The 24,139-nt window shown below is 61.0% G+C and carries 18 protein-coding genes and 1 pseudogene; 9 read left to right on the forward strand and 10 right to left on the reverse strand.

Annotated elements, in window-relative coordinates; all coding sequences use genetic code 11:
• Positions 1-51: 51 nt before the first annotated feature.
• Complete coding sequence (locus tag LAN70_03800) at positions 52-2,706, reverse strand: hypothetical protein (protein MBZ5510272.1); 2,655 nt, start codon at positions 2,704-2,706, stop codon at positions 52-54.
• Between the two features lie 88 nt (positions 2,707-2,794).
• Positions 2,795-3,604 (reverse strand): DmsE family decaheme c-type cytochrome, encoded by an 810-nt coding sequence (locus LAN70_03805; GenBank protein MBZ5510273.1) that lies wholly within the window; start codon positions 3,602-3,604, stop codon positions 2,795-2,797.
• Positions 3,605-4,278: 674 nt separating this feature from the next.
• Here LAN70_03805 and LAN70_03810 point away from each other — a divergent pair.
• From LAN70_03810 to egtD, 5 genes are all read left to right on the forward strand, one after another.
• A complete protein-coding gene (locus LAN70_03810; GenBank protein ID MBZ5510274.1) occupies positions 4,279-5,436 on the forward strand; it encodes an FAD-binding oxidoreductase in 1,158 nt (385 codons plus the stop codon).
• A gap of 15 nt (positions 5,437-5,451) precedes the next feature.
• Positions 5,452-7,500 carry a hydantoinase/oxoprolinase family protein gene (locus LAN70_03815; GenBank protein ID MBZ5510275.1) on the forward strand — a complete coding sequence of 683 codons (2,049 nt, stop codon included), beginning with the start codon at positions 5,452-5,454 and terminating at the stop codon, positions 7,498-7,500.
• Positions 7,500-9,098, forward strand: a complete 1,599-nt coding sequence (locus tag LAN70_03820) for a hydantoinase B/oxoprolinase family protein (GenBank protein ID MBZ5510276.1) — start codon at positions 7,500-7,502, stop codon at positions 9,096-9,098. The genes LAN70_03815 and LAN70_03820 overlap by 1 nt, the downstream gene beginning before the upstream one ends.
• 80 nt (positions 9,099-9,178) lie before the next feature.
• On the forward strand, positions 9,179-10,480 hold the full coding sequence (egtB, locus tag LAN70_03825) for an ergothioneine biosynthesis protein EgtB (protein ID MBZ5510277.1): 1,302 nt from the start codon (positions 9,179-9,181) through the stop codon (positions 10,478-10,480).
• Positions 10,470-11,423 carry an L-histidine N(alpha)-methyltransferase gene (gene egtD, locus LAN70_03830; GenBank protein MBZ5510278.1) on the forward strand — a complete coding sequence of 318 codons (954 nt, stop codon included), beginning with the start codon at positions 10,470-10,472 and terminating at the stop codon, positions 11,421-11,423. The genes egtB and egtD overlap by 11 nt, the downstream gene beginning before the upstream one ends.
• 461 nt (positions 11,424-11,884) lie before the next feature.
• On the opposite strand, the gene LAN70_03835 is transcribed toward egtD, so the two are convergent.
• The 5 genes from LAN70_03835 to tcmP all read right to left on the reverse strand — a co-directional run bounded on the left by LAN70_03835 (position 11,885) and on the right by tcmP (position 15,945).
• On the reverse strand, positions 11,885-12,535 hold the full coding sequence (locus LAN70_03835) for a zeta toxin family protein (GenBank protein MBZ5510279.1): 651 nt from the start codon (positions 12,533-12,535) through the stop codon (positions 11,885-11,887).
• On the reverse strand, positions 12,532-12,918 hold the full coding sequence (locus LAN70_03840) for a type II toxin-antitoxin system Phd/YefM family antitoxin (GenBank protein MBZ5510280.1): 387 nt from the start codon (positions 12,916-12,918) through the stop codon (positions 12,532-12,534). The genes LAN70_03835 and LAN70_03840 overlap by 4 nt, the downstream gene beginning before the upstream one ends.
• A 357-nt stretch (positions 12,919-13,275) precedes the next feature.
• Complete coding sequence (locus LAN70_03845; protein MBZ5510281.1) at positions 13,276-13,911, reverse strand: DUF6338 family protein; 636 nt, start codon at positions 13,909-13,911, stop codon at positions 13,276-13,278.
• Between the two features lie 352 nt (positions 13,912-14,263).
• Entirely contained in the window at positions 14,264-15,085 is an 822-nt protein-coding gene (locus LAN70_03850; GenBank protein MBZ5510282.1) for a phage Gp37/Gp68 family protein, read from the reverse strand.
• Positions 15,086-15,087: 2 nt separating this feature from the next.
• The gene (gene tcmP / locus LAN70_03855; GenBank protein MBZ5510283.1) at positions 15,088-15,945 is read right to left on the reverse strand and encodes a three-Cys-motif partner protein TcmP; all 858 of its coding nucleotides are present in this window, start codon (positions 15,943-15,945) and stop codon (positions 15,088-15,090) included.
• Positions 15,946-16,107: 162 nt separating this feature from the next.
• Here tcmP and LAN70_03860 point away from each other — a divergent pair, with 162 nt between their 5' ends.
• From LAN70_03860 to LAN70_03870, 3 genes are all read left to right on the forward strand, one after another.
• Positions 16,108-17,577 carry a CoA-acylating methylmalonate-semialdehyde dehydrogenase gene (locus tag LAN70_03860; protein ID MBZ5510284.1) on the forward strand — a complete coding sequence of 490 codons (1,470 nt, stop codon included), beginning with the start codon at positions 16,108-16,110 and terminating at the stop codon, positions 17,575-17,577.
• A gap of 125 nt (positions 17,578-17,702) precedes the next feature.
• Complete coding sequence (locus LAN70_03865) at positions 17,703-18,605, forward strand: acyltransferase (protein ID MBZ5510285.1); 903 nt, start codon at positions 17,703-17,705, stop codon at positions 18,603-18,605.
• 173 nt (positions 18,606-18,778) lie between these two features.
• The gene (locus LAN70_03870; protein ID MBZ5510286.1) at positions 18,779-19,201 is read left to right on the forward strand and encodes a hypothetical protein; all 423 of its coding nucleotides are present in this window, start codon (positions 18,779-18,781) and stop codon (positions 19,199-19,201) included.
• Positions 19,202-19,411: 210 nt separating this feature from the next.
• On the opposite strand, the pseudogene LAN70_03875 reads toward LAN70_03870, so the two are convergent.
• Positions 19,412-20,181: pseudogene (locus LAN70_03875) on the reverse strand (IS5 family transposase).
• Between the two features lie 136 nt (positions 20,182-20,317).
• Between LAN70_03875 and LAN70_03880 the strand changes: the two are divergent.
• Positions 20,318-21,301 carry an aldo/keto reductase gene (locus LAN70_03880; protein ID MBZ5510287.1) on the forward strand — a complete coding sequence of 328 codons (984 nt, stop codon included), beginning with the start codon at positions 20,318-20,320 and terminating at the stop codon, positions 21,299-21,301.
• An 89-nt stretch (positions 21,302-21,390) separates the two neighbouring features.
• Here LAN70_03880 and LAN70_03885 read toward each other — a convergent pair whose 3' ends face one another.
• Together LAN70_03885 and LAN70_03890 are read right to left on the reverse strand one after the other, a co-directional pair.
• Positions 21,391-22,791 carry a sigma-54 dependent transcriptional regulator gene (locus LAN70_03885; GenBank protein MBZ5510288.1) on the reverse strand — a complete coding sequence of 467 codons (1,401 nt, stop codon included), beginning with the start codon at positions 22,789-22,791 and terminating at the stop codon, positions 21,391-21,393.
• Complete coding sequence (locus LAN70_03890; GenBank protein ID MBZ5510289.1) at positions 22,788-23,894, reverse strand: sensor histidine kinase; 1,107 nt, start codon at positions 23,892-23,894, stop codon at positions 22,788-22,790. Before LAN70_03890 ends, LAN70_03885 begins: the two co-directional genes overlap by 4 nt.
• Between the last annotated feature and the right edge of the window lie 245 nt (positions 23,895-24,139).

Consider the following 24,139-nt stretch of genomic DNA (forward strand, 5'->3'; position numbering starts at 1 on the left):
AATTCGGGGCGGCCTCACGACCGCCCCGTCGCCTTGCTCGCGCAAGCGGAATCAGAAGGTGTACTTCAACGAAATAGTTCCAACGTTCGCGTGGAAATCACGAGGAGTGGTTACCCTGAGCAGTGCCAAGGCTGGGACCTCGTCCTTCGAGTTGTAGTCGTAGTAGTTCCACAGGCCCTTGAACTGGACTCCCTTGGCAACGTCAAAGGCAATCCCTAAATGAGCCTTGTGCCAGTTGATGGCCTGGGGACCGAGAGGCTGGTCCGCGAACGGACCGGGGTAGGCGCAGCCGACGTTGACACCCGCTGCTGATTTCACTTGCGTGCCTGCAGTACACGCCACGGAGTTGCCAGCGATCGGCGGTACGTTGCCGAACACGTCTCCCATCACTTGCAGAGATGCTCCCGTATCGGGACGCAGCCAGTTGGTGCGCCCGTTGTCGCCAGTAACGTCGTAACCCAGGGTCAGCGTCACGTGCTTGACCGGCCGGTAGGAAATGTTTGCGTAGCCGGAGTTCGTTCTCTCCAGATAGTCCAGAAGCAACGCCCACGACTGGGTGCCGGTAGCACACGCGTTAGCCGCTGTTGGAGCCGTGAGACCGGCGGGCGTCGACCCGGCGGGGGCGAACGAGGTGGCGGCTAAGGGCATGCAGGTCGTCGACTCGATATGCTGGTCCAACAAAGTCCACCCAAGATCGAAGGTGAACTTCGAGTTGGGGTTCAGACTCAGTCCGAGGGTGTAGTAGCGCCAATGGTCTTTGTGGCCGTAGAAAGGCCCGAGCACGCCCGCGGCCGGAAACAGCGAAGTGGTGGTGTTTTCCACGGTCTCTGATGGGGCAAAGCTATTGTGCGACTCGACGAAATGCATGCCGCCATTCACGCTCATCCAAGGATTCACCTTGATTCTGCTGTAAACCCGGGCCCGTTGCTGGTTACGCGGACTGATGTCGGTGAAGGAGTTGTCGGCACTCAGCAACTCCAGATCGCCATTGATCCGCCATCCTTCGGTCGGACGAAGAACCGCACCGAACAGAAGCGTGTGCTGGTTGATCTGCTCGGTGTCAACGCCGGCGCCTCTACTCAGGGTGGTCGTGGCACAGGTAGCAGGGGAGCCGGTTAGTTGGCAGACATTAGTAATGGTTGTGGTGTTGGTGAGGAAAATGTTGGGAGGGGGGGTGAGGCTGGCGCCGGCGGCGGTAAGGCCAGTGCCCGTGTTCAGTTCACGACGCCCGTAGCGATACCCGGCGTAGGCGCTGAACCAACGACTCTGCTGCCAATTCAGCTTCACCGTGTTGAAATACGAGCGCTCACCGATGAGCGTCCCGTAACTGGTTATGGTCTCGAAGTTTCCACTCGCGGCACCTGAAACAGTCGCGCCCGAATTAACGGCTGTAATCAGAGCCCAAAGGGGCGACCCTGCGGCGTTGCAAGCGGGCAGGAATGCACTCAGCAGAGTGCTGCCGGAAGCGTGGCTGCAGCTAAACGTTGTCAGATTGAGAGCGCCCGGCTGGCGCCAGTTCACCCAACGGAACTTGTCGGAAACGCTCCAATGCTTGCCGAGGTGGTAGGTCACGCCCAGGTCGGCGTTGGTCGAAACCCGGCTGGTGCTCGCCGGACCCGTCAACAAAGTGGGGGCTGAGCCGTAGTAGAACTCCTTAAAGTTCAGGAAATCGGAGCTCGACGAACTGTAGATGCCACTGGCGGCGATATCCAGGTTGCGGAAGTAGTTCGACGCGAACGACAACTGCCCGGTCGGAATATCGGTGCGGACGTTACCACTCTTCGTCAAGCGCAAGGCAGCAGCGGTACAGGCCGTGGTGAGGGCGAACACAGGAGGAGGGCCGGCGCTGGTGATGCACGCCGGGTTCAGCGTCGACGGTAAGAAATTCAGGCCAATGTCAACCGGGAGCCCACTGGCGCCGAGCACGAATCCAGGATCGTTCTGGTAGGCAAAGTCGTTTTTGTCGTGCTCGTAGAATACGTCGGCGCTGAACGTGGTCCGCGGAAGCATCTTCAGGTCCACACCGAACTGGTAACGGTCGGAACGCCATCCGGAGTCCTCGGTCAGAATCGTGACAAAGGGTTGGCCGGCAGTGGTGTCCATCGTTCCACTGGTGTTGTTGCGCGCGTAACCGAGGCGGAAGCTAATGGCCGACTCCGGCAACACCGTCAGCAGGAAGTCGCCCATGTTGCGCGTGGTGGTTTGCAGGTGCGGACTATCGGTGTACCACGGCAGGGAGGATGCGGTGACGGCCTGCGCGCAACCGGCGGCACATGTGGTGACACCCGCGTTCAGGTTCAGCGGATTGGCGAACAGGTTGTAGTCGAAGTAATTCTTGTCGCGCCGGTAGAGGGCGACGAAGTTGTACCACTTGTTCTTCGCGATACGCAGGCGGGCCAGGTTTTCCGGGTCGCCGCCGAATCCGAAGCTGCTCATATACAGGTTGTCGAAGAGCACGCCCGCATGATTCTTCGATTGCATGGACAGTTCCTGGCCGAGAATACGCGGACCGGTCCCCAGGTTGACGAAGGTGGAGTACATCTGCGGATTGCCGTCGGCGCCCACGATGTGGCCCCCGAGTTCGATGGACTGGCGCACGGTGTAGCCGCCCCAGTCTTGGCCCTTGTCGTCCTGGTCCTGCGCCAGGACGAAGAGCGGCAATACTGCCATCAGGAAGGCGACAAGAATTGCATGTTTCCGGTTCATAGGTCCGCTCCCATGCGACGGCTCTTCCCCCAGAAGGAGAGGCCGTGGCGAATTCTGATTTCGTTTTGCCATGGTTGTTCTCCTTCCTTCACCTGCGAAGAGTCGTGCTGACGTTGGAGCCGTGAATGCTCGCGTGGCACATGATGCAAGTCTGCACTCTCGGATTGGTGTGCGGGCCTTGCGGGATTTGGACATGGCACTGGAGGCAAAGTGTGTCGACGCGCGCGGTGAGCAACATGCGCGGATAGACCGAGGAGTGCGGGGTGTGGCAGGCCATGCAGCCCTCAACCCGGACGGGTTCGTGCTCAAAGACGAACGGTCCACGTTTGTCGGCGTGGCACTTGTAGCAGACCAGGTCCTGATTGGGCGCTGACCGCACTTGGCGATCGCGCAGCGCGCCGTGCACATTGTGGCAATCGGTGCACTTGATCAAGCCCTCGTCCACGCGATGGCGGAACGTCTTCTGGAAATCGGCCCTCTGTTCCGTGTGGCACGAGTAACACAGCGCGGGCTGCTTGCTCGCCAGTAGATATTCCGTCTTGGTGTGGTGGATGGAGTGGCAGCTCGTGCAACTGACGCCGTTCTCGTTGTGCGGTGAACGCATGAATTCGCGCTGTTCAGGCTTGGCTTCGTGGCAGGTCAGGCAGCGCTTGGTGATGTCGTTGCTCTTGGCCCCGACGAAGGTGAAGATCTTGGTCTTATCACCGCCGCCTTCCACGTGCGCCGCCCCCGGACCATGGCACGCTTCGCAACCGTGCGCGCCGTGGGTCATCTTGGTTTCCTGTGTGGTAATCCAGTGCGGCGACGACTCGAATCCCTTGTACAGTTCGTCGTGGCACCCCTGGCAGGTGGTCGCGCCAACATATTGGCCCGAATCGGCTCCCTGCGCGGATGGCATTGCGGCTTTAGCTTTGTCCTGCGCGGCATTGGCGCTCAACGCCAGAGCCGCAACAAAAGCAAGTAGGGCTGCTGTTCGAAATCTCATGGCCGGCTTCGCCTGCCCCCTTTAGGTGAAATTCGCTGGTAAGTCCGGTTGTAACGGGTGCTGCAGGTGTCCAGGCCGCCGCTGCTGTCGTCAGGCTTGGACGAAGGTATTGTGGTCGCGGCCTTGGTTGGACAGCAGATAAATTAGCCCCCGTATTTTGTGGCGGTTCGGAGCGAGCAGCGGGAGTCGCCAGAAAAACGGCCGCTAGAGTACAGATCGCAACGACTGGAAGACGCCGAACCAGAGCTATGCGGCCCTGCGCGGGGAAGAACCTGTTTGGGGTCACAAGTTTCCTCCGTCATACTGCGGTTGTGCGGGCCCGTGCTGCGCTGTTCATAGAACCGGCCTGAGTATCTGTAGGTTGTCTGGCGACGATTGGGTGCGTCAAAGTGCGCCACCAACCCGGACAGGATAGACAATTTTCCGATATTGGGAAGTGATTTGAATCACACATTTAACATTATTTTTGCGGGCACCAAATGACCCGGGCATATGGCACAAAACGGGAGCACGCGAGGCCTTGAGCGGATGCGCTAGGATAACGGTCCGAATCACTGCCTTTAATTCGCGAACCGGACAGGCGAAGCATGGAGACGGCAGACGTAGTCATCGTCGGAGGCGGAATCGTCGGGTCGAGCATTGCCTACCACCTGACGGCGGCGGGATGCCGCAATGTGCTGGTGATCGAGCGCGGGACGTCGCTGGGTAAAGGCTCGACCGGCAAAAGCATGGGCGGCGTGCGGGCGCAGTTCGCCACGCCGGTCAACATCCAGATGTCGCTGTACTCGATTCCCTTTTACGCCGCATTCGAAGAGACGCTGGGATATCCCTGCGGCTACCGCGCGCAAGGTTACCTGTTCATGGCCACGCGAGAATCGCATATGAATTACTTGCGCGCCAACCTGGAGCGGCAAGTGGCGCTGGGATTGAAGACGGCGCGGCTGGTCTCGGCCGACGAGATCAGGACGCTGTACCCGCAGTTGCGCGGCGACGATATTGTGGGCGGGAGTTATTGCTCGACCGACGGATTTGTCGATCCCTACAGCGCGATGAATGGTTTCATGAGTTGGGCCGCGGACCACGGCGCGCGCCTTTGGAAAAATACGGCCGTGACGGAAATCAAAGTCGAGCGGAGGCGCGTCACGGCGGTGGAAACCACGCGCGGTACGGTTCAGACCAACACGGTGGTGAATGCCGCGGGTGCTTGGGCGGCCGAGATCGCGAGCCAGGTGGGAGTCGAACTGCCGGTCGTGCCGCTGCGGCGGATGCTGGTCCCGACCGAGCCGTTCGATCAATTCCCGCACACCGCCCCGATGATCATTGACATGACCAATGGCTTTCATTTCCGGCCCGAGTCGCTGGGATTTCTGCTGGCGTGGAACGATCCGGAAGAGACCCCGGGGTTCAAGACGGAATTCGAGCCGTCGTTTATTGAGAAGGTGTTGACGCGGGCGGCGGACCGCGTGCCCGTATTCGAGAATGTGGCGGTCAATCCCAAGCGCGCCTGGGCCGGACTGTACGAAGTGACCCCGGACCACCACTGTATCCTGGGCGCCGTGGACGAGGTGCGCGGGTTCTTCCTCGCCAATGGATTCAGCGGGCACGGGGTGATGCACGCGCCGTCGACGGGGAAAATCCTGAGCGACCTGATTTTGACCGGGAGCACCAGCGTGGTGAATCCGGAGTTGCTGAGCGTGAACCGGTTCGCGACGGGAAGACTCCTGGAGGAAACAGCGGTTCTGTAAGACAGTGGCCAGTGCATGAGGATTGCAGTTGATACCGGCGGGACGTTCACCGATTGCGTGTACCTGCGCGACGGGAAGGTTCACGTCCTGAAAGTCTTTTCGACACCGGCAAACCCGGCGGACGCCATCATTGGCGCGCTGCGCAAGATTGTTAAGGCTGGTGGCCAAACTTCGAGAAAGCAGATTCCTCGCTCCGCTCGGAACGACAAGCGTGAAGTTTTGGAGGTCCGTCACGGGACCACAGTAGGAACGAACACCCTGCTGGAGCGCAAGGGAGCGCGGGTGGCGTTCGTCACCACCGCAGGGTTCGAGGACACGATCGCCATCGGGCGGCAGGCCCGGCCGCGGCTGTACGACTGGTTTGTAGTTCCCGATCCGCCGCTGGCGCCGCCGGAGTTGCGGTTCGGCGCCCAGGAGCGAACGTCGGCAACCGGCGAGATTCTGAAGGCGCCGAGCGCGGAGGATCTGCAAACTCTGTGCGCTGCGGTGGCGGCGGCGCGGCCGGAGGCGGTCGCGATTTCGTTGCTGTTCTCCTTTGCCAATCCGAAAAATGAGCAGACGCTGGCCGCCGCGCTGCAAAAGCTGGGCTTGCCGATATCACTCTCGCACGAGATCCTGCCCGAATTTCGCGAGTACGAACGCGCGTCCACGGTGGTGGTGAATGCCTACCTGGCGCCGAAAATGGGGCGCTACATCAGCGGGCTGCAGCGGGCACTCGACGACGAGTTCGCGGGCGGGCGGTTGCAGGTGATGCAGTCCTCCGGCGGGATCGTCTCCGCACAGTTGGCCGCGAAAGAACCGGTGCGCACCGTGCTGTCGGGACCGGCAGGCGGCGTGGTGGGCGCGTACGCGGTGGCGCGCATGGCCGGATTCGAAAAGATCATCAGCTTCGACATGGGCGGAACCTCGACCGATGTGGCGCTGGTGGATGGCGGCGACCACCCCAGCGCGCGCCGGGGACCCCGGACCGAAGGCCTGCGCACCACCAACGAGTCGTTCATCTCGGGGCTGCCGATCAGTGTGCCGACGCTGGACATCCACACCGTCGGCGCAGGTGGAGGATCGCTGGCGCGGTTTGACGCCGGCGGCGCGCTGCGAGTGGGGCCGCAATCGGCCGGCGCCGATCCCGGACCGGTCTGCTACGGGCGCGGCACCGAGCCAACGGTGACCGACGCGAACCTGGTGCTGGGGAGGTTGGACCCGGAGTTTTTTCTCGGCGGAGAGATGTCGCTCGACGAAGCTCGCGCGCGCCAGTACCTGGAGCAGGCCAAGGGGCCGCTCGCGTCGGTGGAGGAATTCGCGGCGGGGATTGTGCGGCTTTCAGAAGCCGCCATGGAAAATGCGATCCGGGTCATTTCAGTGGAGCGCGGGCACGATCCGCGGGAGTTCACGCTGGTGAGCTTCGGCGGGGCAGGGCCGCTGCACGCCTGCGCGCTGGCGCGGGCGCTGAGGATTCCGCGTGTGCTGGTGCCGCAGATGCCGGGAGCGCTCTCAGCGCTGGGAATCTTGATGTCGGACGCGGTGAAAGACTATTCGCGCACCGTCATGCTGGCGCCGGAAGCAGCGCGGCTGGAGCGATATTTCCGCGAATTGCAACAGCGCGGCGAAAAAGAGATGCGCGCCGAGGGACTGAAGGCTCTGGCCATGCGTTATGCGGATGTGCGCTATGCGGGGCAGGGATTCGAATTGAGCGTGCCCTTCGGGCGCGATTTCGTGAAGCGCTTTCACCAGGCGCACCGGCGGCGCTACGGATACGCGGACGAGCAGCGGCGCGTGGAAGTGGTCAACGTGCGTGTGCGCATGGTCGCGTCCAGCGAACCGGTGCCGTTTCCCAGGAAGAAGGTCGCGCCCGGCAACGGCGAACAGGCGGTAGTGAAGCAGGGGCGAGTGGTGTTCGACGGACGCACGTCGAAGGCGCCGGTGTACGAGCGCGCGAGTTTGCGGCCCGGCGACACCTTTGCGGGCCCGGCGATCGTGGCGGAGTACAGCGCCACCACGGTGCTGCCGCCGCGATGCCGGGCGCGGGTGGACGAGCGCGAGAACATTGTGATCGAGGTGCGGTGATGGCGCGGGCGAAAAAAGTTGATCCCATCGAGCTGGCGATTTTCCGCAGCGCGTTTCATTCCATCGCGGAAGAAATGGGCGCGACGCTGCGGCGGACCGCGTTTTCGCCCAACATCAAGGAACGCCGCGATTACTCCTGCGCCGTGTTCGACGGCGCGGGACAGGTGATCGCGATGGGCGACCACATGCCGGTGCATCTGGGATCCATGCCGATGTCGGTCAAGGCCGCGGTGCAGGCGCTGGAGTTCGATCCGGGGGACATTGCGATCCTCAACGATCCGTACGCGGGGGGAACGCACTTGCCGGACATCACCATGGTGCTGCCGGTGTATGTGCGGAAATCGAAATCTCCTGCGTTCTACGTGGCGAGCCGGGCACACCATGCCGATGTCGGGGGGACGTACCCGGGCTCGATGGGACTGTGCCGCGAGATTTACCAGGAGGGCATCCGGATTCCGCCGGTGAAAATCGCGCACCGGGGCGAGATTGACCGCAATGTCATGGCGCTGCTGCTGTGCAACGTGCGCACGCCGGCGGAGCGCGAGGGCGACCTGACGTCGCAAATCGGCGCCTGCCGCGTGGGCGCGCAGCGGCTGGAGGAGATGACGTCGAAGTACGGGCTGGCGCGCGTGCACAGCAACATGCGCGAGTTGCTGGATTATTCCGAGCGGCTGGTGCGCGCGGAACTCGCAAAGCTGCCCGCGGGCGAGTTTGCCGCGGAAGATTTCATGGACGATGACGGGGTGAGCGAACGCCCAATCCGGATTCGCGTCACGCTACGCATCGATCCGCGACGTAAGCATGCGCAGGTGGACTTCACCGGCACCGACCCGCAAGTCGCCGGGAGCATCAACGCGGTCGAGGCGATTACTTATTCGGCCACGTACTACGTCTTTCGCTGCCTGCTCGGCGACGACGTGCCCGCGACCGCGGGGATCATGCGGCCGATCGAGCTGATCGCGCCGCCGGGCACGAGTGTGAATGCGCGGCCTCCGGCGGCGGTGGCCGGCGGCAACGTCGAGACCTCGCAACGCACGGTGGACGTGCTGCTGCGCGCACTGGCGCAGGCGGCGCCGGAGCGCGTGCCGGCAGCGAGCGCGGGGACGATGACCAACGTGACTGTCGGCGGTATTGATCCGCGCAGCGGACAGCCGTTCGCGTATTACGAAACCACCGCCGGCGGGATGGGGGCGCGGCCCGGGATGGACGGCGTGGGAGGCGTGCACACCCACATGACCAACTCGCTGAACACGCCGGTGGAGGCGCTGGAGTATGCGTATCCATTCCGCGTGCGGAAATATGGATACCGGCGCGGCTCCGGCGGCGGGGGCCGGTACCGCGGTGGAGATGGCCTGGTGCGCGAGATCGAGTTGCTCACCGATTCGCAGGTCACCATCCTGGCCGACCGCAGGAAATTTGCGCCCTATGGCCTGGCGGGCGGCGAAGCGGGCGCGACCGGCAAGGCCTCGCTGATCCGCAACCACGGCCAGACGGAAGAACTGCCGGGCAAATGCAACCGCGAGGCGCGTGCCGGCGATGTGGTGAGGATTGAAACACCGGGTGGGGGAGGTTGGGGAAAACCGGTGGCGGGTGGTTAGTGGCTGGTAGCTGGTGAAAATATGCCGCTTTCGGCGGTTCCGCGCATCTTAGTTATCCGTGCCCTGAGTGTGGGGAAGCTATGGCGACACGCGGAATCGAAGCCGGGGAGAGCACGCGAGCGCTGGCGCGCCAGTACTCCGAGGTGCGTGCGACCACGGTGCGGCTGGCCGCGCCGCTGTCGGCTGAAGACCAGATGCTGCAGTCCATGCCCGAGGCCAGCCCGGCCAAGTGGCACCTCGCGCACACCACGTGGTTCTTCGAAACTTTTCTCCTGACACCGCACGCACGGAACTACCGCCCGTTTGACGGCCGCTTCCGCCAGCTCTTCAACTCCTATTACAAGCAGGTGGGCGGACATCCGTATCGCGGCGCGCGCGGGCTGATGTCGCGTCCGTCATTGGACGAGGTGCACGCCTATCGCCGGGGCGTGGACGAGGCGATGCTGGCGCTGATCGAGCGCGCCGGCGATCCCGTGCTCGCGCTGGTCGAGTTGGGATTGAATCACGAGCAGCAGCACCAGGAATTGATCCTCACCGACATCAAGCACGCGCTGTGGTCGAGCCCGATGCGCCCGGCGTATCGCGCGCGGCCGGCACAACTGAGTTCCCCGGCAACACAGGTCCCAGACCCGTGGGACACGAGGTCGTACATTTGGCAAGAGTTCAAGGGCGGGATTCACCAGATCGGGCATGCCGGCCAGGGATTTGCGTTCGACAACGAAGGGCCGCGGCACGAGGTACTGTTGCGGCCGTTCCGCATCGCGTCGCGCGCGGTCACCAGCGGCGAGTGGCTGGAATTCATGGCCGACGGCGGATATCGAAATCCCGCGTTGTGGCTCTCGGACGGCTGGGACGCAATCTGCGCACAGAACTGGGAGGCGCCGCTGTACTGGGAGCGCCGAGACAAAGAGTGGTGGCAGTGCACCATGAGCGGCACGCGGCGCGTCGAGGAAAGCGAGCCCGTTTGTCACGTCAGCTACTACGAAGCCGACGCCTACGCGCGCTGGGCGGGAGCGCGTCTGCCCCTGGAAGCAGAATGGGAAATCGCGGCCGATAGGAACCCGAGCCGCGGAACCATGCTGGAGGATGAGGTGTTTCATCCGCGGCGAACTCGAGTCGCAGACTCGAGCCACGCACTTCAGCAGATGTTTGGCGACGTCTGGGAATGGACGGCCAGCCCCTACGTGGCCTATCCCGGATTTCGTCCGGCGCCCGGCGCCCTCGGCGAGTACAACGGCAAGTTCATGTGCAACCAGTTTGTGCTGAGGGGCGGGTCGTGCGCGACGCCGTCGGGCCACATCCGCGCGACCTATCGAAACTTCTTCCCGCCGCAGGCGCGGTGGCAATTTTCAGGAGTGCGGCTTGCGAGCGATAGCGACTGATCCACAACGATTGTCTGCGATCGCGGCCGACGTGCTGGCCGGCCTGCGTGCGACGCCGAAGACGCTGCCGCCCAAGCTGTTCTACGATGCGGCGGGTTCGCAGCTATTCGAAGAAATTACGCGCCTTCCCGAGTATTACCTGACCAGGACCGAAACCTGCATTCTGCGGGCGCAGGCGCGATCCATGGTGATGGCGGCGGGTCTGCCGCCCAGCGTCATCGAGCTGGGCGCAGGCACGGCAACCAAGACTCGCCTGATCCTTGCGGCCCTCGAGGCGCAGCGCGGAGCGGTGCGCTTCTGTCCGGTTGACGTGTCGGAAGCGGCGCTGGCGGAGGCGGAACAAAACCTGCATGCGCTGTGCGAGGTCACAGTAGAGCCGCTGATCGCGGATTACACCAGCAGCATGGACTTCATCGCCGACGTTCCCGCACCGCGCCTCATCCTCTATTTGGGATCGAGTATCGGCAACTTCGAACCGCTGCACGCCTCGCGGCTGATGGCCCGCCTGCGCGCGCGCCTGTCCGCCGGCGACACGCTGCTGCTCGGCACCGACCTGGTGAAGCCCGCATCGGTGCTGCTTCCCGCCTACGACGACGCCGCGGGCGTGACCGCTGCCTTCAACCGCAACCTGCTGGCGCGGATCAACCGCGAGCTGGGAGCAGACTTCGATCCGGAGTCATTCGCGCACGTTGCCCGCTGGAACCCGATGGCGTCGCGCATGGAGATGTACCTGGAAAGCCTGCGCGCGCAGGAGGTGGAAATACCGGCGCTGCGCATGCGCGTGCATTTTGCGCGCGGCGAAACCATTCACACGGAAAACAGCTACAAGTTCACCGCCACCATGGTGGACTCCATCCTGCAAAACGGCGGTTTCACGCGCGCCTGCACCTGGCTGGATCCGCGCCGCTGGTTTGCCGTGCACCTGGCAAGAATTAGCGGCTAGCCACAGAGGACACAGAGGAAAAACCTGGCCACGGATGTGCACGGATAAGCATGAAACCGTGTCCATCAGTGGCTGCCTCTTGGCTCCGCTTCGAGTTCCAAGCTTATTACCTTGGTCGCTAATAACATTGGTCGCCGAGTGTTGCTAACCCCCTCCCCCTCCCTCCACTAGAGATCAACAACTTACGCTCGGTATACCGAGGTTTGTCCCTCGGTTACCGAGAGGAAGAGGCAGTTACCGCGAAGGCAACTTTTGGCGGTGTTGGACCGCAGCAACTTGTTGGCACAGTTGCAAACAGCTGGCGACGGGCCACGATTGTCAAAGAGCCGGAAAGGCGCTGGACACACAACAACGCCTCGTGCCCTAGGGCACAAATGCATAGTAAGCGCGGCGTGGGTGAGCGTATGTGAGCCGGGTCACGGATGAATGTGACAAGCACTTGCGCGTTCGCCGCCCGATGGTCATTGCTGGTTCAGCCGGATGGCGACTTCGACGATCGGTTTTGCCCAATCCGGTGTATCGGGAGCACACGAACTGACGATTTTTCCGGCACGGAAATGAAGGACTGCCCTTGGCTGCGGAGCGATCTGCTTGGCGAAATCAGCCTCGAAACTATTGTCGTAGAGCCGAAGCTCGGTCAATTTTGGCAGTAGTCGGAGGAGATTCTCTCTGCTTCGCCGATATCGCTCTCGGATCTTCTGTTCCGGTATGTCATGCCCGCCGCGCACGACTCGGGCACGAACTCTCTCGATGTGAAGTTCCGGAGTCGCGAGGCACACAAACCACATTCGAACTTCGAGCCCTTGCTCCAGCGCTCGCGCCAGCAAGGAAGCGATGGTGCTGCCGCCGAGAGTAGTCTCGAAAGCGAATGTCTTCCGCTCCTGGATGACCCGTTCCAACAGGTCCCGGCCCATGTTCCAAGCGATGCTGTTGGCTTCCTGCCGGGACAGATGAGGATGTTGTTTCTGGAGCCGGTTGGCTTCGAGATCGGGATTGAAGTAATCGGCGCCCGACTGCAGCATCATGGCGCCCATGATGCTGCTCTTTCCGCCACCATTGGGGCCGGCGAGCACGTAAATGCAGGGCGTTCGCGGTGCCGGCGTGACATTCACCGGGAGCGGAATTGCTTCAAGGCCGCGCGACCGAGTTCGCCCGGAGACGCATCAAAGGCCGCTTGGATCGCTCGGCTAACCTTGGGAGTCTGCATGCGAGCAAGGCGAGCATCGAAATCGGCTGCCAGAGCAGTGAGATCGGGAGACGAAGCCCTGGCCAAAGCGCTGAACCGCTCGACAGACATGACGACAGCCTTGGGCGAGTTGTGCTTGGTGATGACGACGTCACGTCCCCGCATAACATCATCCAGAATGCTGCCGAAGTTGTTCTTCGCGACCGTGGCAGGAACGCGGGACGCCGTGTCGGGCGAGGCGTTGAATCCGGCATTCCCCCCGAGTGGATGGTGCTCTCTTCTCTTCTTCTGAAGGTGCTTCTGCGGCATGTGGCAAACCCTCTCCTGGGCCAATTATAGCTTAATTGTCTATATTAGCCAATATAGTTGAAATTTAACATATTCTGGAATTATTCGGTAGGGTGACGCGGCCCTGGGTTGAGGCGGTTTCTTTAAGGCGCTCCGCCGCAAGCGGCTGCGCGAGCCTTCGGCAGAGTGGAGTTGATTCGTTTCTGCTCCCTACCCCGGGCTTACGCCCGGGGCTACTATCTGCCGCCGCTGCGCGGCTGGTTTTCGGTGTAGGCATTCGGTGATTCCCACCCTTCGAAAGCCCCGAAGGGTGGGCCACCCGCGATTCCTGTTTTGTTGGGAAAAGAAAGGCGTCGGCCACCCGCCCCGCCTGATTGCCTATGAGTCCGATTTCGGCAACTTGTCTGCGTCCGCGAGAAACATAACTGCGCGAATGCCCGCCTCCTTCGTGATGAGGACGCCAGGGCCGTGTACCGGGTATTCAGTTCCGTCCTCATCGATCCATGACGCAGATTCCAGAAAAATGGTCGAGTCCTCCGCCTCGTCCGAGTAGCAACGGAGCCATCCTCGGATCATCCTTCCATCAACCAGTTCGACTTGAACTGTGCGACCGAGAGTGTGGAAGACATCACTCCACACCGACTTCCGGCTCGTTCGTTGTGTGAGGCCAACCCTCCGCAGCCATTCGGTCGCAACATCGCGGTTGACGGCCCATGCCGTAAAAAGCCCGAACGCGACCGCGTATCCAATGAGGACGGCTAATCTGGCGCGCTGGATCGTTACTGAATAGCGCATCGTCGCGGCATCTGTCCTGCCGGACCACGCCAGCGGCATTTCTGTCCCGAAGGTCAGCGCATAGAGGACGAAGATGAAGAAACTGAAGGTCAGGGCTTCGACTAGTTTGTCGAAATCCGTTTGCTTCGGCCGAGTACACAGACCTTGGACAATGCGCGCCGTCAGAAAGCCGGGTAACAGTATCAGCAGGACAGCAAATGCCTGCAAACCCTGCGGCATACGTCCCTACTTCCGATCCTTCGGTGGCGGCGGCACCTTTGCCGGTGGCGGTGGCACGTAGTCCGTAGGCACGGAAGGCTTGAAATTTGCGTTTTTGTCCGACATGTTACGATCTTGCCTATCGTGGGGCTGCGGCCCTTGTTTTTTCTCCAAGAGTGCTCCTCCATTCTTTTCTTTCGACGACTTAAACCGCATAATGCAGCAAACAAAAAGCGAATGCAAGGTGAATTTGCAGTACACTTGCCATGATACGTTGCGTCAAGTAACCAAGGGGATTTGCTTATGACCAACAAGCGTATTTTCGTTAGTTTTGCAAAAGAAGACATCCGGTATCGCGACCTTTTCTCCGCCATCACACAAAGGGTTTGTCAGTCAAACGGCCCCGTGCCGCTCGCTCGATGTTCGAAGCGTGTTGAACTCTCAGTTTAGCGGGTAAGGCAGGATGCTGAACCCTAGGAGGTAGGTCATCGTACGTCCTCCCCTGAAGTAGTCGGCCGCTCGTCTCTTTTCGAACACCGCCCCATTGCTTAAAGAAGAACGGGATATGTGCTCGTTCGCACTGCTCGCGAATCGAATATACCCACTCCGGTTGCATGGGTCGTGCACCAGGTCCGCTCTCACCGCCGACAATTACCCAGGAAATGCCTTCGAGTGGCACAGTTCCAAGGTCCTCAAGAAGTGGTTCGATCGAGAGAAAGCGAACAGCCGCCGGCACGGCTTGCAGGTCGGCGATTCGCGGAAAGCCGTGCTCGCGATCTTCAACGGAGACACCCCACCAGATGTGCGTCTCTGCGGCCGCTTCTCGTAATGCGCCGGAGAGCAAAAGGCACATGCGCCCCGATCGTTTTGTGAGCACCTGATAAGTATGCCACCGCGCTACGCGCATTACTGAAACCACGCTCAGCAGATATTGCTCCGGTACGCGCTCGTGAAACAGGTCGCTCATGGAATTGACAAATATCGCCTTCGGAGTAGCCCACCGGAGCGGATCTGCTAATTTCTCCGGCACCAAACGAAGATCGAAGCCTTGTTCGAATGGATGTCCTCTCACACCCCGAAAGCGCTCCGCAAATCTCTCGGCATAGCAGTGTTTGCAGCCCGGGCTGATTTTCGAGCAGCCCCGGACCGGATTCCACGTTGCGTCGGTCCATTCGATTTTTGTAAGCAACGCCATAGCTATTCCCAAGGCAAGCTTGGCTGGTCTGTTCCGTACTTCAGCACATCTTTCCAGAACCTGTACGCTATGTCGTTCCGCGAAAAAAGCGCGAGGTAATAGAGCAGCAGGTTCTTTTCGACCGATCGAACGAGTTTCATTTGGTCCAGCTCCTGGTGCAGGTAGTGCAGGGATTCCATGCTGCTCGCGAACTCAGCCGCAAGAAATGCTCTGAAGTCTTTCCGCCGTGCCCCGCTCTCCTTCCATCGTTTGCGCCACTGCGTATTCCCCAGGGCATCATCAATCTTCGTGGAGTTTCCGTCGACATAATGGTCGTAGTTGCGGTTCGCGTCCATGCCTACAGCAAGTAGGACGAGAAAGTCTACGTAGAACGAAGAGAGTGTCCGCAAGGTCTCGAACTTGATCCCGAAGTCAAATGGATCTACGAAACAAAGCGAAAGCACGGTGTTGCTTGCAGACGGTCGCGGAACGAGGGCCAAGATGCGTTCAATCTCCACGTCGCAGTCGCCGTTGACAAAGTTGATGTCAGCACTTGGCGCAATTCGATTAGCACGTGTCTTTAGCGCTTCGAACAATTCGGGGGCCTGCTCGCAAAAAATATACTTGTCGAACGGGTGCTGCACCGTGAGCGCTAATATCGGCGAGCCTTTTAGTACGGTCGACGTGCCTTGAATGCGACTGTAACCTGCGCCCGCGTATAGGTCGATGTAGACTCGCTTTCCCCACTTGTCTTTCATACCTGTCGCGAACAACTCGTCGTACATGGCGACGAGTCGGTACTTGGTCTCAGCCCACCGCCCGACCTCCTGGCAAATGAGCCCGTCGTCCTCGACCCGAAGCTTTTCGAGTGGCGTGCTCATTCTGCGTGATTGTACTGCGGCTTTGATCGCCGGTATGGCGCGGCAGCCAACTGATCAACAGTGCGCCGCATCGGGGCCGCCGTCCGTATCCTGAAATTGCCCCACCACAAAAACCCTGTTGGCTGGTATAGAATTCGGGCCAGTTCGCGAGGGGAGGCAACCATGGCGACCAGCGCAGTTTCAGCCGATCTGAAGAAGGTTTCCATCATCATCGGCGGCAAGCCGCGGATGTCCAGCGGCAAGACGGCCGTGCAGACCAATCCTGCGACCGGCGAGGCGGTGGCGCTGGTTCCTTACTGCACCAACGACGAGATTTCCGCGGCGGTGGAAGCGGCGCAGCAGGCGTTTCCCGCCTGGAGCCAGACGCCGGTGCTGCAACGCGCGCGCGTGATGTTCAAGTACCGTCAACTGCTGGAACAGCACGCCGACGAATTGATCCGCCTGTGCACGGAAGAAAACGGCAAGACGCTGGAAGAGTCGAAGGGCTCGTACCAGCGCGGCATCGAGTGCGTGGAATTTGCCGCCGGAGTGCCGTCGCTGACCATGGGCGAGACCGTGGAGCGCGTTGCGGCGGGCATCGACAGCGCGTTGCACCGGGCGCCGCTGGGCGTGTGCGTCGGCATCACGCCGTTTAATTTCCCGCTGATGGTGCCGCTGTGGATGTTCCCGCTGGCGATTGCGTGCGGCAACACCTTCGTGCTGAAGCCGTCAGACCGCGTGCCGCGTTCGGCGGTGCGCGCGGCGGAACTGCTGTGCGAAGCCGGACTGCCCGCCGGCGTCTTGAACGTGGTGCACGGCGCCAAAGACGCAGTGGACGCGCTGTTGGCCGATCCGCGGGTGAAGGCGGTCTCGTTCGTGGGCTCCAGCCCGGTGGCGAAGTACATCTACCAGACGGCATCGGCCAACGGAAAACGCGTGCAGTGCCTGGCGGGAGCGAAGAACCATTCCGTGGTGATGCCGGATTGCGACATGAAATCCACGGTGGAGTCCATCATGGCCTCGTCGTTCGGATGCGCGGGCGAGCGCTGCGTCGCCACCAGCGTTGTGGTCGCAGTAGGAGAGGTTGGCGACCGCCTGGTCAGCGAACTGGTCAAGGCCGGCGACGCCACGAAAATCGGCCCCGGCGACCGGCCCGGCTGCGGCATGGGCCCGGTGATTACGCCGGAGGCGCGCCAACGGATCGTCGGCTACATCGACGAGGGCGTGAAGCAAGGCGCGAAGCTGGCGCGCGACGGCCGCAAGGACTCCAGCGACGCGGAAGGCTATTACCTCGGCACCACCGTCTTCGACAACGTGAAACCCGAGATGCGGATTGCGCGCGAGGAAATTTTCGGCCCGGTGCTGTCGGTGATCCGCGCCCGCGACCTGGACCACGCCCTGGAGATCGTGAACCACTCCGAGCACGGCAACGCGTCCTCCATCTATACGAAGTCGGGCGCAGCGGCGCGGCACTTCTCGGCCAACACGCAGACCGGCATGGTGGGCGTGAATCTCGGCGTACCCGCGCCGGTGGCGATGTTCCCGTTCTCCGGCTGGAAGAACTCGTTCTTCGGCGACCTGCATGCCCTGGGCAAGGACGGCGTGCGGTTCTACACGGAAACCAAGGTCGTGACGTCGCGCTGGCCGGACTGAACGAGTTTCCAGTTTCTGGTTTCTAGTTTCTAGAGGTTTTCGGTTCTCGGTTTTCGGTTCTCGGTTAAACGCGGCAGGACCGACTACCGATAACCGAAAACCGACAACGCTTTCGCGGAGGGCTTATGCCTCGCAACGTGCGGTGTGGACTGATACAGGCGACGAACGTGCTCGGGCCGGATCAGCCGCTGGCGAAGATCAAAAAGGCGATGGTGGACAAACACCTGAAGATGATCGCGCACGCGGCCAGGCAGAAAGTTCAGGTGCTCTGCCTCCAGGAACTGTTCTACGGCCCATATTTCTGCGCCGAGCAGAAGGAGCGCTGGTACGAACTGACCGAGCGCGTGCCCGACGGGCCAACCACCAGGCTCATGCAGAAAGTTGCGGCGCAGCATCGCATGGTGCTCGTCGTCCCCGTCTATGAAGAGGAGATGACCGGGCTCTACTACAACACCGCCGCCGTGATCGACGCCGACGGCAAGTTTCTCGGCAAATATCGCAAGAACCACATCCCGCACTGCCACCCCGGTTTCTGGGAGAAGTTTTATTTCACGCCCGGCGACCTCGGTTATCCGGTGTTTCAAACCAAGTACGCCAAGGTCGGCGTGTACATCTGCTATGACCGGCACTTCCCCGAAGGCGCGCGCATCCTGGGGCTGAACGGGGCGGAGATCGTCTTCAACCCGTCGGCCACCGTCGCCGGCCTTTCCGAATATTTGTGGGAACTGGAGCAGCCGGCGCACGCGGTGGCCAACGGATATTTTGTGGGCGCGATTAACCGTGTCGGCGTGGAGAAGCCGTGGGCCATCGGCGAGTTCTACGGCAAGAGCTACTTCTGCAATCCGCGCGGCAAGATCGTGGCCCAGGCGGGCCGCGACAAGGATGAACTGGTGGTGGCCGACCTCGATCTCGACATGATCGAAGAAGTGCGCCGCACCTGGCAATTCTTCCGCGACCGCCGACCGGAGACGTATCAGCCGCTGACGGCGCAATCGGGACACGGGCGCACGGCCGCAGCGGCAGATTGAAAAAAGGCAACCGCGGATTTCACGGATGCACGCGGATCGCCGCGGATCTGAAATTGCTCAGTTCAGATCCGTGTAAATCAGCGTAAATCAGCGGTTAGTCTTTTCCGGGGATTCCTACTCGCGATTCCGTACATCCTCGCCGCACACGCCCTTCGAGTAAGGATTAGGTCCTCATGCGACGGAAAAGCGAGGCGGTCATTTTCGGGTACTTTGCGGGGGTGCTGGGCGTTGAAGTACTCTTGCATTTGCTTCTGGCGAGCCATGCCGTACCCGCCCTTAGTTCGTTCTATCTTTCAGAAAGCAAGCGGGACAGCATTACGACGCTTCTCGACAATTTTCTTCCAGGAATCGTCTTGGGAATCGTGAACGGATGGTACGCCTGGGAGTGGTCCGCCCGAAAACTCGTCGTGTCAACGATCCTTCTCTGCGGTGGCGTTGTGGCTTCGGAATGCTTGTATCAGCTCTTCTTCCCGCCTGGGAAGCTGTGGTGGTGGCCGCCGGAAGTGGGGGACGTTATTTTTCGAGTTGCGACAACTTCTGTGTTCCTCGGGCTGTTCACATACGCGGGTGTCCGAGGAAGAAGAAACAGCAAATAGTCTCCCGCTCGGCATAGCCGAAAGCCACGATTTCAGGCAGGCCAGGTGTGGCCCCGGCGAGGCGTCGGGACCTACGTTTTGCAACTGGGGTGCAGTTTCTGCCGATTCGATTTGCAATTTGCGCCACTCGCGATTCCGTGCATCCTCACCGCACGCGATCCCATCTCTTGATCAGGTGCAAGTTTTGCCAACTGACCACTAGAAGCCATCTCATAAATGCCTGAGCAGGACCAAGACGCACGCGAGTTGGACCATGCCAAGGAAGTTGGCCGCATGGTATTCCCAACGGGTGACCACGCGGCGGTAGTTGTGCAACCAAGCGAACAGCCGCTCGATGTGCCAGCGGCGCCGGTAACGGCGCAGCACACGGCCATCCTGGGTTGCGGGCCGGCTGCGCCGCAAGTTGTGGGGCGCAATCAGTTCGACGCCGTACTGCTGGCGCAGACGCTGATCCAGCGGATCGCTGTCGTAAGCCTTGTCCCCGATCAGTCGCGGCGGTGTGGCCCGGCAGAACCGGGCGCGGATGGTTTGCTCGACCAGTCGGCTTTCATGTGGCGAAGCACTGCTAATCCAGAGGGCGAGAGGAAGACCATGGCGGTCCGCAATTGCCATGATCTTGGTCCCTTTTCCGCGGCGCGTTGGACCAACACAATCGCCCCTTTTTTGGCACTGCTGAAGGAAGCATCGATGAAGGCTTCCTCCAGATCGAGGGCTCCGCGGAGCAGCAGATCTTCGGCCAAGGCGCGCAAAATGCGCTCCAGACGGCCTTCCCGCACCCATTGCTGGAATCGGCGATGGCACGTCTGGTAGGGCGGATACTCGCGCGGCAGGTCTCGCCAGCGTGCGCCCGTGCGCAGAATCCAGAGCACGCCGTCGAGCACCGCGCGGGCCTCGCGCCAGGGCCGACCGCGTCCGTCGGCTCGTCGCTTTTCGCGCAGCAGCGGCTTGATCACTTCCCACTGCGCATCGCTGAGGTGCATGCATTGGGTTTGCTCCAAGTCGCTGTTGCATCAAAGTGTTAAACCGGATTCCGTATTTATGAGATAGGTTCTAGCCACTACTTATGACAAAAGACAATTTATGACAAAAGAAAATCGCTCTCCTAACCAACCCGCGATGAAACAACGCCGCCTGGACCGCACCACGGAAATGATTTCCGCCATCGGCCTGGGGTGCATGGGCATGTCGGAGTTCTACGGCGCGCGCAACGACGACGAGAGCATCGCCACCATTCACCGCTCGCTGGATCTCGGCATCACCTTTCTCGACACTGCCGACGTGTACGGCATGGGTCACAACGAAGAGCTGGTCGGGCGGGCGATCAAACGCCGCCGCGGCGAAGTGTTTTTGGCCACCAAGTTCGGCAACGTGCGCGCCGCCAACGGCGACTGGATCGGCGTCAACGGCAGGCCGGATTACATCCGCCAGGCGTGCGACGCCAGCCTGAAGCGGCTCGGCATGGAAAAGATCGACCTCTATTACCAGCACCGCGTCGATCCCGAGGTGCCGATCGAGGACACCGTCGGCGCCATGGCCGACCTGGTCAAGCAGGGCAAGGTGCGGCACATCGGATTATCGGAAGCGGCGGCCGCGACCATCCAGCGCGCGCAGAAGGTGCATCCCATCGCCGCGCTGCAAACCGAGTACTCGCTGTGGACGCGCGATCCGGAAGCGGAAATCCTGCCGCTGTGCCGCGATACCGGGATTACGTTCGTGGCCTACAGTCCGCTGGGGCGAGGTTTTCTAACCGGGCAGATCAAGCGTCCGCAGGACGTGCCCGATGACTATCGCAAGAACATGCCGCGGCTGCAGCATGAAAACCTGCGCCGCAACCTGGAACTGGCGCAGCGCGTGGAGGAGATCGCCAAGCAGAAGGGCTGCACTCCGGCGCAGCTCGCGCTGGCGTGGCTGCTGGCGCAGGGCGAGTTCACCGTCCCCATTCCCGGCACCAAGCGGATCAAGTACCTGGAAGAGAACGCGCAGGCGGTGAACATCCCGCTTACGCCCCAGGACTTGGCGCGGATCAACCAGTTGCTGCCGCGTGGCGCCGCATCCGGCGAGCGCTATCCCGCGCACGCCATGAAGCGGGTCAATTTGTGATCTAGTGATTTGTGATTTGGAGCCTGCACCAGAACCACTCCTTGGATCACCTCAACGGTTTGTACTGCTTCGGGGTTCTGCTTAGCGCGTCAGGATAATTTCGGACCGTCCTGTTGCTCACTGGCTGGCTGCAACCCGAACTTCTCCATGCGGTAGATCAAAGTCTTGCGGCTGATGTTCAGATACTTGGCGGCCTGCGTTCGGTTCCAAGCGTATTTCTCCAAGGCGCGCAGAAGGAGTTCTCTCTCAACACCTTCAAGGTCGATACCATCGTCGGGCAACTTGAGGCCGATGCTTGCAATACGCGATTCGCTCCGCCGCATCTCGGGCGGCAAGTCTTCTTCTCGGATTACGTCGGTCTTGCCGAGCACCACCAAGCGCTCGATCACGTTCTCCAACTCACGAACGTTACCCGGCCAGCCATATTGCGAGAACTTCTCCATGGCTTCATCGGAAGCAGTGACGGCCGGCAAGTCATAACGCGACCGGAACTTCTGAAGGAAGTGTTGCACGAGTAGAGGAATGTCCTCCCGCCTTTCACGGAGTGGCGGTATATCAATCGTGACGACACTGAGCCGATAGTACAGGTCGTCTCGAAACTGGCCGTCCTCCACGAGGTTCTTCAGGTTGCGGTTGCTCGCGGCAACAATGCGGACGTTGACCTTGATGGGGCGCGGATTCCCGATCTTGTCGATTTCGCGTTCCTGGATGACTCGCAACAACTTGACCTGTAAGGTGAGCGGCAAATCGCCAACTTCATCGAGAAAGACTGTGCCCTCGTTCGCCGTCTCAAATTTGCCGGCTTTATCGGCGGTGGCGCCGGTGAAGGAGCCCTTGCGGTGGCCGAACAGTTCGGATTCAGCCAGCGTCTCGGGGAGCGCTCCGCAGTTCACAGTGATGAATGGCTTACCGGCACGAAGACTGTTCTGGTGGAGAGCCTTGGCGAGCAGTTCCTTGCCGGTTCCGGATTCGCCGGAGAGCAATACGGTAGAGTCGCGGCGGGCGACCTGGCCGGCAATCTCAAGCACATTGCGCATCTTGCGTGACTGCGCAACCATGTTGTCAAAACGAAAGGAGCTGCCGGCCAAGTCGCGCAGATAGCGGTTTTCATCCACCAACTGCTGCCGTTCGAGAGTCCGCCGGACCGTTACTTTGAGTTCGTCCGCATTCAGCGGCTTGAGTACGTAGTCGGCCGCTCCGAGCTTCATCGCCTCCACGGCGTCCGTGACTGTTCCGAATGCAGTGATCAGGATTACAGGCGCCTCGGCGCTCACCGCCTTAATCCGGTTGAGCAGGTCAAGACCGCTCATGCCGGGCATGCGAATGTCTGCAATGACCAGCGACGGGGCGTGCTGTTCAAAGGCCTGGAAACCGGCAACACCGTCGTTCGCTGTGACGGTGGCATACCCTTCTTCCTGCAACCAAAACTCAACCAAGCGCCGCTGGCCGGCGTCATCGTCCACAACGAGGATCACGGCCCTGGCGCTCACTTTTCTGTCTCCACTGTTTCCAGGAGTGCCGACTTTGTTGTGGGTAAAATCACACTAAAAGTCATACCATTTGCCGGATTACGGCGCGGCTCGATGTGGCCACCGTGCTGGGTTACGATCCTTTCGGCAATCGAGAGGCCCAGTCCCGTTCCTTCCTGCCTGGTGGTGAAGAATGGGTCGAATATTCTCTCCAAGTTTTCCTCGCCAATTCCGACTCCATGATCTTGAACTTCAAGCCGGATCCTGCAGTCCTCCGAGACAACACGGAGGACAACTTCACCGCCCTTCGGCATGGCCTGCACCGCATTGATGACCAGATTCAGAAGCACCTGCTTGATCTGTTCCGGGTCTAGGGTGATTGCAGGAAGATGGCCGGAGTCCTCGACGCGGATGGTCACGCCCGCCATTTTGGCGGTCTCTGCCGCAAGCTTGGCAACCGAATCGAGCAGCAGCATAGGGTCGCTGGTCAGCCGGCGAGGCGGTTGTGGCCGCGCGAAGTCAAGAAACCGGGTAACGATCCCTTTCAGACGATCGAGTTCGCGTTGTGCCAGTTCTCCGAACTCCTTCTTCGTGTCGGCCGGCAGTTGATCGCGGCGAAGAATCTGCACCGCGCCTTCAACCGAACCCAGCGGATTGCGAATCTCGTGTGCGAGGCCGGCCGACAACTCACCCATGGCTGACAGCCGGTCGGCGCGCCGGAGTTGGTCGAAGGATGCCTGCAATTCAGCGTTGGCTCCAGCCAGCTCATGCGCTACTTGTTCCGCCTTGTGGCGCTGCGCACGTTCGTGGTCCGCCAGAATGCCTGTCAAGACGGTGATGACGAAAAACATCCCGACCTCGACTTGTTGGGTTGCGCTGTATTCTGGATTCGCCCCCCACGACATCCTGATGTGCGGAATGTACAGAACGCCGGCGACAGCCGAGGCCAACACTCCGCCGCGCCAGCCATACCAGATCGCCATGAGCAGCAATGGTATGTAGTAAAGGCGCTGCAGGATGGGATGCGCCCAGATGTGAGTGGTTGGCGTTTCGTAGTGCAGCAGGGAAATCAGGAATATCGCCGCGAGCAACACCGCCACGCGCGCTGATAAATAACGGCGCATGAATTTGACCTGCCCAGGATTCTAGCACCGGAGATCGCTGCTTCGGTGCTGCCTCATTTCGTCCAGGCGTGCCCGAAAGGGCTCAATCTTCGGCCATTCGTCTCGCGCGCTTCTACTTCCAACCTGATGAAAATACGTTGTCGTTATGCCCGATCCCCGGTTGGCATGCAGCGTGCCCTTGTGTGAAGCGAGCATCGGACACGATGTCGAACGAATAAGAAATGAGAAGGCAAAGGAGCACTGAC

The sequence above is a fragment of the Terriglobia bacterium genome, from assembly GCA_020072845.1.
In the GTDB taxonomy this organism is placed as follows: domain Bacteria; phylum Acidobacteriota; class Terriglobia; order Terriglobales; family Acidobacteriaceae; genus JAIQGF01.